The 16,137-nt window shown below is 68.0% G+C and carries 16 protein-coding genes; 10 read left to right on the top strand and 6 right to left on the bottom strand.

What is annotated here, in order from left to right; genetic code table 11:
* Nucleotides 1-59: 59 nt before the first annotated feature.
* Entirely contained in the window at nucleotides 60-1,265 is a 1,206-nt protein-coding gene (locus ACQY72_RS04140) for an MFS transporter (RefSeq protein ID WP_428155975.1), read from the top strand.
* 19 nt (nucleotides 1,266-1,284) lie between these two features.
* Here ACQY72_RS04140 and trmFO read toward each other — a convergent pair whose 3' ends face one another.
* The gene (gene trmFO, locus ACQY72_RS04135; RefSeq protein ID WP_428155974.1) at nucleotides 1,285-2,676 is read right to left on the bottom strand and encodes a methylenetetrahydrofolate--tRNA-(uracil(54)-C(5))-methyltransferase (FADH(2)-oxidizing) TrmFO; all 1,392 of its coding nucleotides are present in this window, start codon (nucleotides 2,674-2,676) and stop codon (nucleotides 1,285-1,287) included.
* Nucleotides 2,677-2,752: 76 nt separating this feature from the next.
* Here trmFO and ACQY72_RS04130 point away from each other — a divergent pair, with 76 nt between their 5' ends.
* Entirely contained in the window at nucleotides 2,753-3,532 is a 780-nt protein-coding gene (locus tag ACQY72_RS04130; protein ID WP_428155972.1) for a hypothetical protein, read from the top strand.
* Between the two features lie 22 nt (nucleotides 3,533-3,554).
* Here the strand turns inward: ACQY72_RS04130 and ACQY72_RS04125 are convergent, their stop codons facing one another.
* Both ACQY72_RS04125 and ACQY72_RS04120 read right to left on the bottom strand, forming a co-directional pair.
* Entirely contained in the window at nucleotides 3,555-4,211 is a 657-nt protein-coding gene (locus ACQY72_RS04125; protein WP_428155971.1) for a 3-oxoacid CoA-transferase subunit B, read from the bottom strand.
* Nucleotides 4,211-4,915, bottom strand: coding sequence for a CoA transferase subunit A (locus ACQY72_RS04120; RefSeq protein ID WP_428155970.1), 705 nt, complete (start codon nucleotides 4,913-4,915; stop codon nucleotides 4,211-4,213). Before ACQY72_RS04120 ends, ACQY72_RS04125 begins: the two co-directional genes overlap by 1 nt.
* A 335-nt stretch (nucleotides 4,916-5,250) precedes the next feature.
* On the opposite strand from ACQY72_RS04120, the gene ACQY72_RS04115 reads away from it, so the two are divergent.
* The 7 genes from ACQY72_RS04115 (at nucleotide 5,251) to ACQY72_RS04085 (ending at nucleotide 12,537) form a co-directional block, all read left to right on the top strand.
* Entirely contained in the window at nucleotides 5,251-6,279 is a 1,029-nt protein-coding gene (locus tag ACQY72_RS04115) for an SAM-dependent methyltransferase (protein ID WP_428155969.1), read from the top strand.
* A 21-nt stretch (nucleotides 6,280-6,300) separates the two neighbouring features.
* The gene (locus ACQY72_RS04110) at nucleotides 6,301-6,714 is read left to right on the top strand and encodes a DUF2177 family protein (protein ID WP_135193167.1); all 414 of its coding nucleotides are present in this window, start codon (nucleotides 6,301-6,303) and stop codon (nucleotides 6,712-6,714) included.
* A gap of 101 nt (nucleotides 6,715-6,815) precedes the next feature.
* Complete coding sequence (locus tag ACQY72_RS04105; protein WP_428155967.1) at nucleotides 6,816-8,069, top strand: oligosaccharide flippase family protein; 1,254 nt, start codon at nucleotides 6,816-6,818, stop codon at nucleotides 8,067-8,069.
* Nucleotides 8,053-9,201 carry a UDP-galactopyranose mutase gene (gene glf, locus ACQY72_RS04100; protein WP_428155965.1) on the top strand — a complete coding sequence of 383 codons (1,149 nt, stop codon included), beginning with the start codon at nucleotides 8,053-8,055 and terminating at the stop codon, nucleotides 9,199-9,201. Before ACQY72_RS04105 ends, glf begins: the two co-directional genes overlap by 17 nt.
* Nucleotides 9,198-10,112 (top strand): glycosyltransferase family 2 protein, encoded by a 915-nt coding sequence (locus tag ACQY72_RS04095; RefSeq protein ID WP_428155963.1) that lies wholly within the window; start codon nucleotides 9,198-9,200, stop codon nucleotides 10,110-10,112. Before glf ends, ACQY72_RS04095 begins: the two co-directional genes overlap by 4 nt.
* A 14-nt stretch (nucleotides 10,113-10,126) precedes the next feature.
* Nucleotides 10,127-11,335 carry an O-antigen ligase family protein gene (locus tag ACQY72_RS04090; RefSeq protein WP_428155962.1) on the top strand — a complete coding sequence of 403 codons (1,209 nt, stop codon included), beginning with the start codon at nucleotides 10,127-10,129 and terminating at the stop codon, nucleotides 11,333-11,335.
* On the top strand, nucleotides 11,311-12,537 hold the full coding sequence (locus ACQY72_RS04085) for a glycosyltransferase family 4 protein (RefSeq protein ID WP_428155960.1): 1,227 nt from the start codon (nucleotides 11,311-11,313) through the stop codon (nucleotides 12,535-12,537). Before ACQY72_RS04090 ends, ACQY72_RS04085 begins: the two co-directional genes overlap by 25 nt.
* On the opposite strand, the gene ACQY72_RS04080 is transcribed toward ACQY72_RS04085, so the two are convergent.
* The 3 genes from ACQY72_RS04080 to ACQY72_RS04070 all read right to left on the bottom strand — a co-directional run bounded on the left by ACQY72_RS04080 (nucleotide 12,477) and on the right by ACQY72_RS04070 (nucleotide 15,165).
* Nucleotides 12,477-13,538 carry a glycosyltransferase family 4 protein gene (locus tag ACQY72_RS04080; RefSeq protein ID WP_428155958.1) on the bottom strand — a complete coding sequence of 354 codons (1,062 nt, stop codon included), beginning with the start codon at nucleotides 13,536-13,538 and terminating at the stop codon, nucleotides 12,477-12,479. The genes ACQY72_RS04085 and ACQY72_RS04080 overlap by 61 nt on opposite strands.
* Nucleotides 13,531-14,631 (bottom strand): glycosyltransferase family 4 protein, encoded by a 1,101-nt coding sequence (locus ACQY72_RS04075; protein WP_428155957.1) that lies wholly within the window; start codon nucleotides 14,629-14,631, stop codon nucleotides 13,531-13,533. The genes ACQY72_RS04080 and ACQY72_RS04075 overlap by 8 nt, the downstream gene beginning before the upstream one ends.
* Before the next feature lie 72 nt (nucleotides 14,632-14,703).
* Nucleotides 14,704-15,165 carry a peptidylprolyl isomerase gene (locus tag ACQY72_RS04070; RefSeq protein WP_428155955.1) on the bottom strand — a complete coding sequence of 154 codons (462 nt, stop codon included), beginning with the start codon at nucleotides 15,163-15,165 and terminating at the stop codon, nucleotides 14,704-14,706.
* Nucleotides 15,166-15,238: 73 nt separating this feature from the next.
* Between ACQY72_RS04070 and ACQY72_RS04065 the strand changes: the two genes are divergently transcribed.
* Nucleotides 15,239-15,964: an RlmE family RNA methyltransferase gene (locus tag ACQY72_RS04065; protein ID WP_428155953.1), complete on the top strand. Its 726-nt coding sequence runs from the start codon at nucleotides 15,239-15,241 to the stop codon at nucleotides 15,962-15,964.
* Nucleotides 15,965-16,137 lie beyond the last annotated feature (173 nt).

The raw sequence follows: 16,137 nt of genomic DNA, 5'->3' as shown, positions 1-16,137 counted from the left end.
TTGACATCGAGATACTTGAGGTCGAGAGACTAGCGCGATTTTCAGTGGGAGTCCTCAACATGACCGCACGACCTGACGCCGCGCCGACGCGTGGCGCGTCGCTGCTGTTGCTGGCGGCCATCGTCGCCCTGGCGCTGAACCTGCGTCCAGCGATGGCGGCGGTCGGACCCCTGCTGGACCTGATCGAAGGCGCGACGGGCATGGGCTCAACAGCGGCCAGCCTGCTCACCACCTTGCCCGTTCTGATGATCGGTCTCGGCGCCCTGTCGATCCGGCCGTTGCGTCGGCGGCTGGGCGAGCGGCGCGGCGTTCTGCTGGGCGCGCTGCTGATCGGCGGCGCCTGTCTGGTGCGGGCGGTGCTGAGCGATACGGCGGGCCTCATCGCCAGCGCGGCGGTCGTCGGGGTGGGCGTGGCCCTGATCCAGGCCCTGGCGCCGGTCGTCATCAAACGGGCCTTTCCGGCTCAGTTCGGCACGGTCATGGCGCTCTACACCACGGGCATCATGAGTGGCGCGGCCATCGCGGCGGCGACGGCGGCGGGCTTGGCCGAGGCGATCGGCTGGGCAGGGACGCTGGCGCTTTGGAGCGTGCCGGCCTTCGTCGCGGGGCTGATCTGGCTGGCGGCGTCGCGCGATCCGGCGGCCGAAGAGCCGAACCGCGCCTCCGTGGTCGAGGCGACGGACCCGGAACTTCCCTTCTGGCGTCAGGGCCGGGCCTGGCATCTGATCCTGATCATGGGGCTGGGCACGTCGGCCTATACGCTGGTGCTGGCCTGGCTGCCGCCCTTCTACATCGACCTGGGCCAGCCGAGGGCGACGGCGGGCTATCTGCTCAGCGGCATGACCGGCGCCGAGGTCATAGCGGGGCTGCTGGTGTCGATGACCATCGGGCGGTTCCCGGATCGGCGCGGACCGATCCTGGCGGCTCTGGTCCTGGCTTTGATCGGTCTGGCCGGACTGGTGTTTGCGCCGGTCAGCCTAGCGGTTCCGGTGGTGCTGGTCCTCGGCCTGGGGATTGGGGCGGTCTTCCCGCTGAGCCTGATCCTGGCGATGGATCAGATCGACGATCCCGCGCGGTCCGGCGACCTGCTCGCCTTCGTCCAGGGCGGCGGCTACATCATCGCCAGCCTATCGCCGCTGGGCGCCGGTCTTCTGCGCGACCATATGGCCGACCTGACCCAGGCCTGGATGCTGATGGGCGTCGGCGTGGTGTTGCTGGGCGTGATGACGTTGGGGTTTCGGCCGGGCCTGCCCAAGCTGCGCTGAGCGACCCGGCCCTGAGCGATCAGGCCGCGTCGCGCCAGACCTTCAGGCTTTCTATCGCCCGGATGCTCATCAGGCGCTTCTTGGCCCGGCCGCGTTCCTTGAGCGGGATCTTGACGCCGGCCTCGTCGACCTTGGGCGCTTCCAGCGGGGGCAGCAGGCCGTAGTTGATGTTCATCGGCTGGAACTTCGAACCGGCCAGGTGCCCGCCGGTGATATGTTCGACCAGGGCGCCCATGGCGGTCTCGGGCGGCGGCGGCGACAGGTCGCGACCCAGCGCCTGGGCCGCGGCGAGGCGGCCGGTCAACAGGCCCATGGCGGCGCTTTCGACATAGCCCTCGACCCCCGTCACCTGACCGGCGAAACGCAGGCGCGGCATGGCCTTGAGGCGCAGCTGGCGGTCCAGCAGGTGCGGGCTGTTCAGGTAGGTGTTGCGGTGCAGGCCGCCCAGACGCGCGAACTGGGCGTTCTGCAGGCCGGGGATCATGCGGAAGGTCTCGGCCTGCGCCCCGTGCTTCAGCTTGGTCTGGAAGCCGACCATGTTGAACAGGGTGCCCAAGGCGTTGTCCTGACGCAGCTGGACGATGGCGTAGGCCTTGACCAGGGGATCGCGCGGGTTGGTCAGGCCGACGGGCTTCATCGGACCGTGCCGCAGGGTCTCGCGACCGCGCTCGGCCATGACCTCGATGGGCAGGCAGCCGTCGAAATAGGGGACGTTCTCCCATTCCTTGAACTCGGCCTTAGGGCCGTCGATCAGAGCGTCGATGAAGGCGCTGTATTGCTCCTTGTCCATCGGGCAGTTGACGTAGGCGGCGGCGTCGCCGCCGGGGCCTTCCTTATCATAGCGCGACTGACGCCAGGCGATGTCGAAGTCGATCGAGTCGGCGTGAACGATGGGGGCGATGGCGTCGAAGAAGCTGAGGCTCTCCTCGCCGGTCGCCTTCAGGATGGCCTCGGCCAGGGCGGGCGAGGTCAGGGGGCCGGTGGCGACGATGACGTTGTCCCAGTCTTCCGGCGGCAGGCCGGCGATCTCTTCGCGGACGATGGTGATCAGGGGATGGGCCGACAGCTTCGCGGTCACGGCCTGGGAGAAGGCGTCGCGGTCCACGGCCAGGGCGCCGCCCGCCGGCACCTGATTGATGTCGCCGCAGGCCATGATGATCGAATCCAGCGCGCGCATCTCGGCATGCAGCAGGCCCACGGCGTTGTGCTCCCAGTCGTCCGAGCGGAAGGAGTTGGAGCAGACCAGTTCGGCTAAGCCATCGGTGTGGTGGGCGTCGGTCTTGACGCCGGGCACGCCGCGCATCTCGTGCAGGATGACGGGCACGCCGGCGTTGGCGATCTGCCAGGCGGCCTCGGAACCTGCGAGGCCGCCGCCGATGACGTGGATGGGGGAGGGAGAGGAAGCGATCATCGCGGCCTTCTAGCGGGCGGGTGGCGCGGTGTCATGGTCCCCTGCTATATCCGCCGCCGGTAATCGGGGGCGAGATTTGGACGGGCATCGGGTTCTGCGACTGGGCGAGACGTTGCGGGCGACGGTCCATGCCCTGCCTCGCCTGTGGCGGGGGGGCTGGGGCGCGATCCTGGCCGCCGCCGTGGTCTGGGGCATCCAGCCGCTGGCGGCGGGTGTGGCGAGCCTGATCTGGGCGCCGTTCGGCCTCGTCGCGACGCTGGTGCTGGCCGGGGCGCTCGGCCGGATCGCCATCACGGAGGATTTGCCGCAGGCGCAGCGGCTGGGCCTGGGGCAAGCGGGTTTTCAGTTCGGCCGGCCGGAGCTGCGCCTGCTGGGCGCCGGCCTGTTGTGCGCGGTCTTCCTGGCCATGATCCTGTCGGTTGTCGCCCTGGTTCTGCTGGCCCTGTTCGGCATGGCCGAGCTGAACGCCCAGGCCATCGAACCGCGCCAGTGGAGCGCGGTCGGTCCGATCTGGAAGCTGGTGCTTCTGGCGCTGGTGACGGCCTTCGCCCTGTTCGCCGTGGTCGCCTTTAGCGTGCGGTTGTCCCTGTTCGCGCCGGCGACGATCGGGCGAGGCCAAATGGTGTCGCTGCAAAGCATGAGCATCGCGCGCGGGGCCTTCTGGCCCCTGCTGGTCGGCCTGATCGTGACGTCGGCGCCCAAGATCGCGCTGGTGCTCCTGTGGGGCGCGGGGGTGCTGTCGGGGACGGCGGGCTGGATCGTGTTCGCCGTCGTGCTGACGGGCCTTCAGGCGCCGCTGACGATGGCCTTCGTCGGCGCCGCCTATCGCCGGCTGGAGCCCGCGCCGCCCCGGTGATCCCGAGGCGGCGACAGGTGTGTCAGGCGGCCTGCAAGACCGCCGCGACGGTGTAGGCCGCCTCGGTCTTGGCGGCGACCTCGTCCAGGGTGACGCCGTCGGCCAGTTCGACCAGTTCCAGGCCCGCGCCATCCGGCTTGACGTCGAAGGTGGCCAGGTCGGTGATGATGCGGCTGACCACGCCCGTGCCGGTCAGGGGCAGACTACATTCCTTCAAGACCTTGGACTGGCCATGCTTGTTGGCGTGTTCCATGACCACGACCACGCGCTTGACGCCCGCGACCAGGTCCATGGCGCCGCCCATGCCCTTCACCAGCTTGCCGGGGATCATCCAGTTGGCGATGTCGCCGTTCTGGGCCACCTCCATGGCGCCCAGGATCGACAGGTTGATGTGGCCGCCGCGGATCATGGCGAAGCTGTCGGCGCTGCTGAAGTAGGACGACTCCGGGATCTCGGTGATCGTCTGTTTCCCGGCGTTGATCAGGTCGGGATCCTCGTCGCCCTCATAGGGGAAGGGGCCCATGCCCAGCATGCCGTTCTCGGATTGCAGGGTCACGGTCATGCCGGCGGGGATGTAGTTGGCGACCAGGGTCGGGATGCCGATGCCGAGGTTCACATAGAAGCCGTCCTGCAGCTCCTGGGCGGCGCGTTCGGCAAGTTGTTCGCGAGTACGAGCCATTATGCGGTCTCCCGGCTGCGGACGGTGCGCTGTTCGATGCGCTTCTCGGACACGGTCTGGACCAGGCGGTCGACGTAGATGCCCGGCGTATGGATGTGGTCGGGGTCGAGCGAGCCGACGGGGACGATCTCTTCGACCTCGACGACCGTGACCTTGCCGGCGGTGGCCATCATCGGGTTGAAGTTGCGGGCGGTCTTGCGGAAGACCAGATTGCCGCGCTCGTCAGCCTTCCAGGCCTTGATGATCGACAGGTCGGCGACCAGGCCGGTCTCCATGACGTAGTCGCGGCCGTCGAAGTTGCGGACCTCCTTGCCCTCGGCGACCAGGGTGCCGACGCCGGTGGCGGTGAAGAAGGCGGGGATGCCGGCGCCGCCGGCTCGGATGCGTTCGGCCAGGGTGCCCTGGGGGTTGAACTCAAGCTCCAGCTCGCCGGCCAGATACTGGCGCTCGAACTCCTTGTTCTCGCCGACGTAGGACGAGATCATCTTGGCGATCTGGCGGGTGCCGAGCAGCTGGCCCAGGCCGAAGCCGTCGACGCCGGCGTTGTTGGAGATGACCGTCAGGCCCTTGACGCCGCTGTCGCGCAGGGCGGCGATCAGGTTCTCGGGGATGCCGCACAGGCCGAAGCCGCCGGACATGACCGTCATGCCGTCGAAGGTCAGCCCCTCCAGCGCGGACGTGACGTCAGCGTAGATCTTTCCCATCGCTCTCCCTTTTTTCATTGCCTGATGAATATCGGCGCTTTGACCACGCCTAACGCGGGGGCAGGCGGGGGGCAAGTCGCGGCGTCAATCCGACGCGGCGATTTCAGACGGTCGACGCAAAAAACAGAGTCTAATTCGTCTGATTGGTCTGAAACGACGCCGAGCCGGCTTCGAAAAAACAGGGTGCAAAGTGTGCACTTCGTCTGAAATCATGCAGGCTCGGACCTGATGTCGGCATCGTCGGCGCCGTGTTCAAGGGCGGATGCATCCGCCCGTGGCGGAACGGCGTATTCCATGACACCTGCAAGCTCCGCCTGATCGCCAAGGACGCCCTGATGAACCTGACCAATGTCGCCATTCGCCAGCTTCAGGACGCGCCGTTTCCGGATTTCGTGACGCGGCCAGCGATCGACAGCCTGGTGAGCGAGGCGCGCAAACGGCTGGATCGCGACGGGCCGCATGACGAGGCGGCGTTCGCCCAGGAGATGGCCCAGCGCGCCATCGCCGAACACACCGATGCCGCCAACGAGCAGCATTACGAACTGCCGCCTGAGTTCTTTCAACTGTGCCTGGGCAAGCGGCTGAAATACTCGTGCTGCCTTTATCCCACCGGGCGCGAGACGCTGGACCAGGCGGAGGAGGCGGCGCTGGTCGAGACCTGCGCCCATGCCGAGCTGATGGACGGACAGACCGTCCTGGAGATGGGCTGCGGCTGGGGCTCGCTGTCGCTGTGGATGGCCGAGAAATATCCCAAATCGAAGATCACGGCGGTGTCCAACAGCCATGGGCAGCGCGGCCATATCGAGGCCCAGGCGGCGCAGCGCGGCCTGACCAACCTGACCGTCATCACGCGCGACATGAACGCCTTCGAGACCGAGCAACGGTTCGACCGGATCGTGTCGGTGGAGATGTTCGAGCATATGGCCAACTGGCGCGCCCTGCTGACCAAGGCGCGGGGCTGGCTGAAGGACGACGGGCGGATGTTCATCCACGTCTTCACGCACCGCGACGCCCCCTATCGGTTCGACCACACCGACAGCGGCGACTTCATCGCCCAGCATTTCTTCACCGGCGGGGTCATGCCCAGTCATGGTTTGATCCGGCAGTTCCCCGACCTGTTCGCGGTCGAGCAGGAATGGACCTGGAACGGCGGCCATTACGCCAGGACGGCCAACGACTGGCTGGCGAACATGGACCGGAACGCCGACCGGGTCGCGGTGTTGATGCGCGAGACCTATGGCGACGACGCCAAACTGTGGACCCGGCGCTGGCGGCGTTTCTACCTGGCGACCGCCGGTCTGTTCGGCAACGACGAGGGCCGCACCTGGGCGGTCAGCCACTATCGCCTGAAACCGGCCGCCTGAAAGCCGAATGAGGACAAGAGCATGATCAAATATGTCGCGGCATACCTCGGGGCGGGCCTGACGTTCGCCGCCATCGATTTCGTCTGGCTGACGACCATGACCGACCGGCTCTACAAGCCCGTGCTGGGGCCGATCATGGCGGACAAGCCGGACATGAAGGCGGCGGTGGCCTTCTATCTGATCTCCATCGCGGGGACGGTCTTCCTGGCCATCGCCCCGGCCCTGAAGGAAGGAAACTGGACGCGGGCGGCGATCAACGGGGCGGTGCTGGGGTTCGTGGCCTATGCGACCTACGACCTGACCAATCAGGCGACGCTGGCGGTGTGGCAGACCAAGTTGACGATCATCGACCTGATCTGGGGCACGACCTTGACGATGGTGTCGGCGACCGGCGGCTATTTCGCCGCGCGATGGGCCGAGGGCCGTTTCGGCTGAAGAGGGCGTCTGACGCCACGCTTGCGAACATGGTTATGCGTGTCTAAACATCACCCCTGAGTTGAGCGCGGGGGCGGCAGTTGGGAGAAAGCGGTCACCGGTTGCTGTCTGCGCGCGGCGTGGCCGACGCCGGCTGGCTGTATGGGGCCCATGTCGCCCGGTATGTTTCGCCCCTGTTGCTCTATCCGGTCCTGACGCTACGGCTGGGGCTGGACGGGTTCGGGGTCTATGCGGCGGGGATCGCCCTGGCGCTGATCGTGGCGGTGGTCGTCGATTACGGGCTTTCGATCTCGGGTCCGCGCGACATCGCCGGGACGGTCGAGGGGCGGGGCGCAATCGTGGGGCAGGCCCTGGCGATGCGCGGCGTGCTGGCGGCGCCGGCCGTCGTGGTCGGCGTCGGTCTGGCGATGATCAATTCCGTTCTGGACGGCGCAAACGTCGTCGTGGCGATGGCGATCCTGCTGGGCGTGGGACAGGGCGCCAGTCTGTTGTGGTTCTTTCAGGGGATCCGTGACCCGGGGCCGGCGGCGATGCTGGAGGTCGGGTTCGCCCTGGCGGCGACGGTCGCAGTGCTGGCGTGGCCATCCTTGTCCGTCGGCGGGGTGATGGCGGTTCAGGCGGCGGGCGTCTGGGCCGGGGCAGCCGCAGGGGCAGTGCTGCTGTTTCGACGTCATGAGGTGACGGCGCCGGGGCGCGGGTTCGTGCGGCGGGCGCTGGTCGAGGGCGCGCCTCTGTTCGCCAGCCGTGCGGCAGTCGTGGCCTATACGGGAGCGGGGGTTCTGGTGGTCGCGGCCCTGGCCGGGCCTGTGCAGGCGGCGCTGTATGGCGTGGCGGACCGGCTGGCAGCGGCGTCGGGGTCGTTGATGCGGCCGCTGGCCGGACTGATCGCGCCACGGATCGCCGGTCTGTTGGTCGAGGATGCGGGGGCGGCCTTTCGCACGGCGCGCTGGGTTTTGGGGCTGTCGGCAGCGGCGTTCGTCGTGCTGGCGGCGGGTCTGACGCTGGCGGCGCCGGTGCTGGTTCGGCTGTTGTTCGGGGAGGGGTTCGCGCCGGCGGTGGAGGTGTTGAGGCTGCTGGCCTGGGTTCTGCCGCTGGTGGCGATCAGCCAGGTGCTGGGGCTTCAGCTGATGACGCCGCTGCGCATGGATCGGCGGTTTGCCCTGATCGTGGGGGTGGGGTGCGTCGCGACGCTGGGACCGGCGGTTTTGCTGACGCCGACCTATGGCGCTGCGGGCATGGCGTGGGCGCGGATCGTCGGGGAGACGGCGGTGGTGGTCGCCTGCCTGATCTGCCTGAAGACGCACTGGGCGTCGCTGTTTCAGGGCGGCGGGAGGCGTGATGTCCCGGCGGTATGACTGGCTGATCGTCGGAGCTGGGTTCACCGGCGCAGTGGTCGCCGAGCGGCTGGCGCGCGGGCTGGACCAGACCGTGCTGGTGATCGACCGGCGCGATCATGTCGGCGGCAATGCGCATGATCGGCGCGACGACGGCGGGCGGCTGATCCATCCCTATGGGCCGCATGTGTTCCACACCAACAGCGGGCGGATCTTCGACTATCTGAGCCAGTTCACGGCGTGGCGGCCCTATTTCCATCGGGTCCGGGGTCATGTGGACGGGCGGTTGGTTCCGGTGCCGTTCAATCTGGATTCGATGCGGCTGTTGTTCCCCGAACGGATGGCGGAACGGCTGTCGGACACCTTGGTCCAGAGGTTCGGGTTCGGCGCGCGGCCCAGCATCCATGACTTGAGGCAGGCAGCGGACGATGCGGACCTGAAGTTCCTGGCGGACTATGTGTTCGACAAGCTGTTCGCGAACTACACCGCCAAACAGTGGGGCATGGCCGCCGATGCGCTGGACGCGTCGGTCCTGGCGCGGGTGCCGGTCGCGATCAGCCGTGACGACCGCTATTTCACCGACCGATACCAGGCCATGCCGCGCGACGGTTATGGGGCCCTGTTCGAACGGCTGCTGGATCACCCCAACATCCATGTATCGCTGAACACCGGCATGGATCAGGTCGAGGCGCAGACGTGGGAACGCATGGTCTATTGCGGCGCGCTGGACGACTATTTCGGACGGTCGGCGGGGGCATTACCGTATCGCAGCGTGCGGTTCGAGTATCAGGTCGTCGAGGTCGAGGACGGCCTGCCGGTCGGGACCGTCAACTATCCCAATGAGTTCGACTTCACCCGCATCACGGACTTTCGTCATCTGACCGGCGAGCGGGGCGCGACGACGGCGACGGTGACCGAATATCCGGTCGCGCATGAGGTCGGGGTGAACCAGCCCTACTATCCGGTGCTGTCAGAGGCCTCTCGCGGGTTGGCGGCGCAGTATCGGGCGATGGCGGGGACGCTGGCGGGCAAGGTCTGGTTCGCCGGGCGGCTGGCGGATTTTCAATATTACAACATGGACCAGGCGGTGGGGCGGGCGCTGAGCCTGGTCGAAAAGTCGCTGGCGCCGGCCGTGGGCAGGATGGCGGCGTGACGGGTTCGGTCTGGGCCGTCGTGGTGACGTGGAACCGGCGAGCGCTGCTGGAGCGGTGTCTGGCGCATCTGATCGCCCAGACGCGTCCGTGCGACGGGCTGGTCGTGGTGGACAACGCCAGCGACGACGGCACGGCCGAGATGCTGGCCGACGCCTGGGCGGGCAAGGCGCTTGTGGTGCGGATGCCGGTCAACACCGGCGGGGCGGGCGGGTTCAACGCCGGAATCCGTGCGGCGGTCGAGGCCGGGGCCGGCCGGGTCTGGTTGATGGACGACGATGTGATGGCCGCACCCGATGCGCTGGAGGCCCTGTTGCGCGCCGAGACGATGCTGGAAGGCGAGGGCGTGACGCCGGCCTTTCTGTGTTCCAGCGTGCGCTCGCCGGATGGGCATCTGACCAATGCGCCGGAGATCGACCACCGACGGAATGTCCTGGGCTATCCGGCGTGGGGCGAGCGGCTGGAGCAGGGCTTGATCCCGGTGCGGCAGGCGACCTTCGTGTCGGTGCTGGTCAGCCGGGCTGCGGTGACGCGGCACGGCCTGCCGCTGGCGCCCATGTTCATCTGGGGCGACGATACCGAATATACGCTGCGGCTGTCGCGGGACGGGCCGGGTTATCTGGTCGCCGCCAGCCGCGTGGTGCATGTGCGCGCGGCGCCGGGGCATCTGACCATCGAGACCGAGGCCGATCCGGGGCGCGAGCGTCTGCATCGTTATCTGACCCGCAACGTCATCCTGGCTAAGCGGCGGCATGAGGGGCGGGGCTCCGCGTTGCGCTACGTCGCGTCGCGTTTGAGGATCGCCGGGCGGATGGCGTTGCAGGGTCGGTGGCGCAAGGCCGGGGTGCTGATGGCCGGCGTCGTGGACGGGGCGCGGTTCGATCCGAAGGTCGAGCATTGCACGCCGTCCTAGGGCCGAGGCGGCGCATGGGCCTGCGATGGTCCCAGGTGGGCGCGGCTTATCGGCAGGCGGTGCTGGTCCTGTTGGGGCTGGGCGTGACGTTGCCGATCTTTCTGGCGCCGGGCCACGTCAGCGGGCCGCGTTTGGGCGATCTGGCGCTGCTGCTCGCCCTGCCGCTGATCGGCGTGGAATGGCGAAGGATGACGTCGGCGCTGAAGGCGGCGGGGGCGGTCGCGGTCTTGTTCCTGATCGTCACGCTGTTGCTTCAGGCGTCGCGGGTGGGCGAGCGGTTGAACGCGTCGGACGCCGCCTTCTGGTTTCGCTGGGTCGCGTCGGCTGGGGTCGCGCCGGCGGTGGCGAGCCTGATCTTGAGGGACGCGGCGCGGCGGCGGTTGTTGTTCGCGGCGATCCTGATCGGGGCGGCGGGGCATCTGGCGAGCTATGGACTGACGTTTCTGGTCGGGTTGGAGGAGTTGCAAAGCATAGGGCTGGCGTCGCCGCGGGCGGTCGTCACCACGACCGCCGCCCAGGTCCGGCTCACGACCCTGGCCGAGCATCCGAACGCTGCGATGGCGATGATCGGCTTGGCGGTTCCGGCGGGGGTGATCCTGGCGGGTCGTAGCTGGGCGGTGCGGGCGACGACGTGTGGCGGGGCCGGTCTGGCTGTCCTGGGCTTCTTCAGCACCCTGTCGCGAGGCGGGATGGGGGCGGCGGTGATGGCGGGGGTGGTTCGGATCGTCGTGGGCTGGCGGTGGCGGGAACGGTTCAGACCATTGGGGGTGGTGCTGGCGGTCTGCGTACTGGCGGCCGGGTTGCTGGCGCTACAGACCGGGCGTTTCGATATCGATGGCGGCCGGTTTGCGGGACGGTTCGACCGAGCGACACTTGAGGACAATCTGGCAGGGCGGATGCTGACCTGGCGGCGGACTTTCGATCTGGTCGTCGAACGGCCGATGGGCGCGGGCTGGGCGTCGGCGGACGAAATGGGGGCGTTTCGGGCGCTGTCGGTCAGCCACAACGGCTATCTGTTCATGGCGCGCACGGTAGGGGTGATCGCGGCCCTGGTCATGCTGGGGCTGCATTTGTGGTCGATGATGCGGCTGGATGCGCTGGCGCCGCTGTCGGTCTATCTGCTGATGACGCTATTCAGCGAGGATCTGACGCAGGGCGCGGGGTTCGTCTTTCTGTCTTGCCTGGTCGGGGCGCTGGCGTGGCGAAGGCCGGTGGCGCCGTGAGGGTGATGATCGTCAACACCCTGTATCCGCCGGCCCAGGTCGGGGGCGCGGAACGCAGCGTGGCGCAGTTGGCGCAAGGGCTGGCGCGGGCGGGGACGGAGGCGTCGGTGCTGACGCTTCAGTCGGGGCGGGAGACTGTCGAGGCGGTGGTCGGGGGCGTTTCGGTGCATCGCCTGCCGTTGAACAATCTCTATTGGCCCTATGACGGCGAGCGTCGGTCGGCGGTTCGGCGCGCCGTGTGGCATGGGCTTGAGGCCGCCAATCCGTGGATGGATGGGGCGGTCGATCGGGTGGTGGAGCGGGTGCGGCCCGACCTGATCCATCTGCATCTGACGACAGGGTTTTCGCTGTCGGTCTATCGGGCGGCGGCGCGGCGGGACCTGCCGCTGGTGCAGACGCTGAGGGACTGGTCGATGATGTGCGCGCGAGCGTCGATGTTCCGGCGAGAGCGGCGCTGCGAGCGACGGTGCGGGTCGTGCGTGGTGCTGACGGCGGCGAAGCGTGCGCAGGCGGTGGATCATGTGATCGCACTGAGCCGGCCTGTGCTGGAGGCGCATCAGGCCGCCGGATATTTTCGGGACGCTGCGGCGTCGGTGATCGGCAATGCGGCGGCGCAGGCGGAGGTTTCGGCTCGGCCGTCGCTGGCGGACGATCCGGTTGTGACGTTCGGCTTCATGGGGCGGGTCGAGCCGGAAAAGGGAATCGAAGGCCTGTTGCGCGCGGCGACGGGGCTGGAGGGCGACTGGCGGCTGAGGATCGCGGGGCGGGGCGAGGCCGCCTATGTGCAGCGGCTGAGGCGGGCCTATGCCGATCCGCGCATCATCTGGCTGGGTCAGGTGGAGGCGGCGGACTTCTGGCCTGCCGTCGATGTCCTGGTCGCGCCATCCGTCTGGGCCGAGCCGTTCGGGCGGGTCGTGGTCGAGGCGGTGCAGCAGGGGCGGGGCGTGATTGCGTCACGCATCGGCGGTCTGCCGGATGCGGCGAGCGGGGCGGGAGCGGCGACCCTGGTGGAGCCGGGCGACGAGGACGCGCTGGCGCGAGCCATGGGCGAGGTGCTGACGGCGCCGGAGCGTTGGCGGTTCGCCGGGGGCGGGGCGCCGATGTGGACCGAGACCTCCATCGTCGACGCCCACAGGGCGATCTATCGCCAGGTGCTGGTCAGAAGATCGTCCAGGATTTCGGCCGAGCGGGACCAGGAATAGAGCGCGGCGCGGCGCAGGCCTGCGTCGCGGCGGGCGGGGTCTGTTTCGGTCAGCAGACGTGTCATATGACCGGCTAGGGTCGCGTCGTCTTGGGGGGCGAAATAGAGGGCGGCGTCGGCGCAGACCTCTCGCGTTGCGGCGATGTCCGATGCGATGACCGGGCAGCCGTGCAAGAAGGCTTCCAGCGGAGGGATGCCGAACCCTTCATAGACGCTGGGGAAGATGAGGCCGTGCGCGCCGTCGAGCAGGGCTGCGACCTCGGCGTCGGTACGTCGGCCGGCGAAGATCAGGCGCTGGTCGGTCTGGATGGCGGGTTGATCGAAGATCGCGGACGGGCGCGCGCCGATCAGGACCAGGCGAACGGTCGGGTCTGAGAGGCGGGCGAGGGCGCGGATTGCGACGGCCAGATTCTTGTTCGGCGTCAGATTGCCGAGGGCCACGAAATAGGGGCGGTCCGTCAGGTCGAGGCTGTCTATGACAGCGGGGTCCGGCGTGACGTCGTGAAGATGGTCGGCGCTGTTCGGAGCCACGGTGATGTCGGAGGGCGACAGGTTGAGCACGGCCGCCAGCTCTCGGCGGGAGAACTCGGAGACGGTCGCCAGTCGCGCGCGGCGCGCCATCAGTCGGCCGAGAGTGCGGTGGAAGGCGGCGTAGCCTCGACGGAAATGTTCGGGATGGCGGAAGACGGCGGCGTCATGGACGACGACGACCTGCCGGGGATGCAGAACGGGGCCTGAGCCGCCCAGCGACAAGAGCCGGCCGTGGCGCGCCGCCCAGGCCAGGGCGGTCTGTTCCCACAGGTGGCCGCCTCCGCCCGGCACGGTCTGGACGGGGAGGGTCGTGAGCTGAAGATCGTCGGCGCCGACGGGCGTCAGCAGAACGTAGCGGTCGGAAGCGCCCGGCTGGTGATCAAGGGCGCGGACGATCTCGCGGGCGTAGCGTTGCACCCCGCTCATGGGCTGGGTCAGGAAGCGACCGTTGATGAAGAGGGGCTCAGCCACCCAGACGCCGTAAGGCGAAGGCGTCGCGGTAGATCTGGATCGTCTGTTCGGCCATTCGCGACGCGCGCAGGGCGGTCCTTGCGATGGGCAAGGGAACGACTCGGCTTTGCAGTGCGGCGAGCATCGCCTGGGCCAGATGATCCGGCGAGACGTCCTGGGGCAGGCGGTCGATGCGGGCGCCGGCCTGGATCAGGTGAGCGACGCCGCCGACGTCGGTGGTCACGATGGGCAGGCCCAGGGCGGCGGCCTCGATCATGGCGTAGGAACCGGCCTCATAGCGGCTGGTCATGGCGAACAGGTCGAAACCGGCCATCAGGGATCGGGCATCGCGTCCGCCCATGAGCCGGACCGCCTTGCCGCCCGCAGCCTCGACCGCCGGGGCCAGGTCGCCGTCGCCGATCAGGACGCCGACGACGCGCGGGTCGGCGGCGTTCGCCAGACGCACGGCCTGAGCGAAGCGGACGGGATCCTTCTGCGCGCAAAGCCGACCGACGAAGCCGATCGCGAGGGCGTCGTCGGGGAGGTCCAGCGCGAGACGGGCCGCCTGACGATCTGTGGACGGCAGGGCGGCGAGGCCGTTGGGGACGACGTGGAGGCGATGTGAAGGCAGGCCCCAGCGGCGCGCGACGGCGGCTTCCTCGTCGGAGACCGCGATGACGGCGTCGCCACCCGCTTGCGCAAACAGGAACTCCGCGATGCCGGCGGCGGTCTTCGACAGGCCGGGCGGCCCCATCATCGGCAAGGCGTGGGGGGTGTAGATGCGGGCGGCGCCGGGGGCGTGGGCTAGGCGAACCAGGGCGCCGGCCTTGGCGCTGTGGCCGTGAACGATCTCGAACGGACCGAGACGGGCGATCAGGCGGTTGAGCGCGTGAAGACAGGGGATGTCCCACGGACCGACGCCTCGCCGCATCGGCAGGCGTTCGAGGGCGTTTAGAGGAAGGGTGGCGACCTCGGTCTGAAACCAGGCGTCGGCGCGTCGCGGCGAATAGATCAGGGAAACCTGATGGCCGCTCTGGATCAGGGCGCGGGCCAGATCGACCACATGACGCCCCGAGCCGCCGCCGGACGGCTCGATGACCAGAAGAATACGCAAGGATGTCGTCCCCCGACGATGGCTCAGTCTTGCAACTGAAAGCCATCGTCGGGAAACGTCAAGATTGTCGTCTTAGTTGACCGTTGCCTTGACGATCTTGCCGGGCGCGCGCGGCGGCTCGCCCTTGGGCAGGGCATCGACGTGTTCCATGCCCGATTCGACTTCGCCCCAGACGGTGTACTGGCGGTCCAGGAAGGTGGCGTCGTCCAGGCAGATGAAGAACTGCGAGTTGGCGCTGTTGGGATCGGACGTCCGGGCCATCGAGCAGACGCCGCGCACGTGCGGCTCGGCCGAGAACTCGGCCTTCAGGTTCGGCTTCTTGGAACCGGAGGTGCCGGTGCCGGTCGGATCGCCGCCCTGGGCCATGAAGCCGGGGATCACGCGGTGGAAGACGACGCCGTCATAAAAGCCTTCCGACGCCAGTTCGGTGATGCGTTCGACGTGGCCGGGGGCCAGGTCCGAGCGCAGTTTGATGACCACGTCGCGGGCTTCGCCGTCGCCGGTGTCCAGGGTGAAGGTCAGGGTTTCGGCCATTTCGGTCGTCCTCTTGGGGGTTGATTTGAGGCGGGACATAGCCCGCAACGCCGGTCGGGGCTATGTGGGAACGATGAGTGAAGACGAAAAGCCCGCGAATCAAAAGTCTGGGGAACGCCGCCGCATGGTCAAACCGCCCACGGGCGGCACCGCCGCCGGGCGCGGCATGGGCACCAAGATGAAGACGGCCGACACCAAGTCCATGTCGAGCCAGCAATGGATCAAACGCCAGCTGGCCGACAAATGGTCGGAGAAGGCGCGAGCCGAGGGCTGGCGCTCGCGCGCGGCCTTCAAGCTGATCGAGATCGACGACAAATTCCGCCTGATCAAGCGCGGCTCTAAGGTCATCGACCTGGGCGCGGCGCCTGGCGGCTGGATCCAGGTGGCGGTCAATCGCGGGGCGGGCGCGGTGGCGGGCGTGGACCTGTTGATGATCGAGCCGATTCCCGGTTCGACGCTGTTGCAGGCCGACTTCACCCATCCGGGCGTGGACCAGCAACTGATCGACGCCATCGGCGGGGCGCCGGACCTGGTGCTGTCAGACATGGCGCACAATACGGTCGGCCACCGTCAGACGGATCACCTGAAGATCATCGCCCTGATCGAGATCGCCGCAGACTTCGCAATCCGCACGCTGCGGCCGGGCGGAAATTTCGTGTCCAAGAACTTTCAGGGCGGCGATGCCGGAGGGGTTCTGGCGCGGCTGCGCGAGGAGTTCGAGACGGTGAAATACGTCAAGCCGGAATCGAGCCGCAAGAACAGCGCCGAGGTCTTCTTGGTGGCGCTGAACAAGCGCTAATCTCGCGTAATGGAGAAAGCCAATGATGTCGTTCTTGGTTTTGGCTGCGGCGCTTCAAACTGCCCCGTTGCCTTCAGCCAGCGCTCTGTCGCCAGTATCCAAAAAGGTTCTCACGTACCTCTTGGACGGGGTCTATCTAGAGTATGTCGGTATAGTCATTGGAGATCGAGCGC

This window comes from Brevundimonas sp. (assembly GCF_965279155.1).
Taxonomy (GTDB): Bacteria; Pseudomonadota; Alphaproteobacteria; order Caulobacterales; family Caulobacteraceae; genus Brevundimonas.
This window is presented reverse-complemented; position numbering and strand designations above follow the sequence as displayed.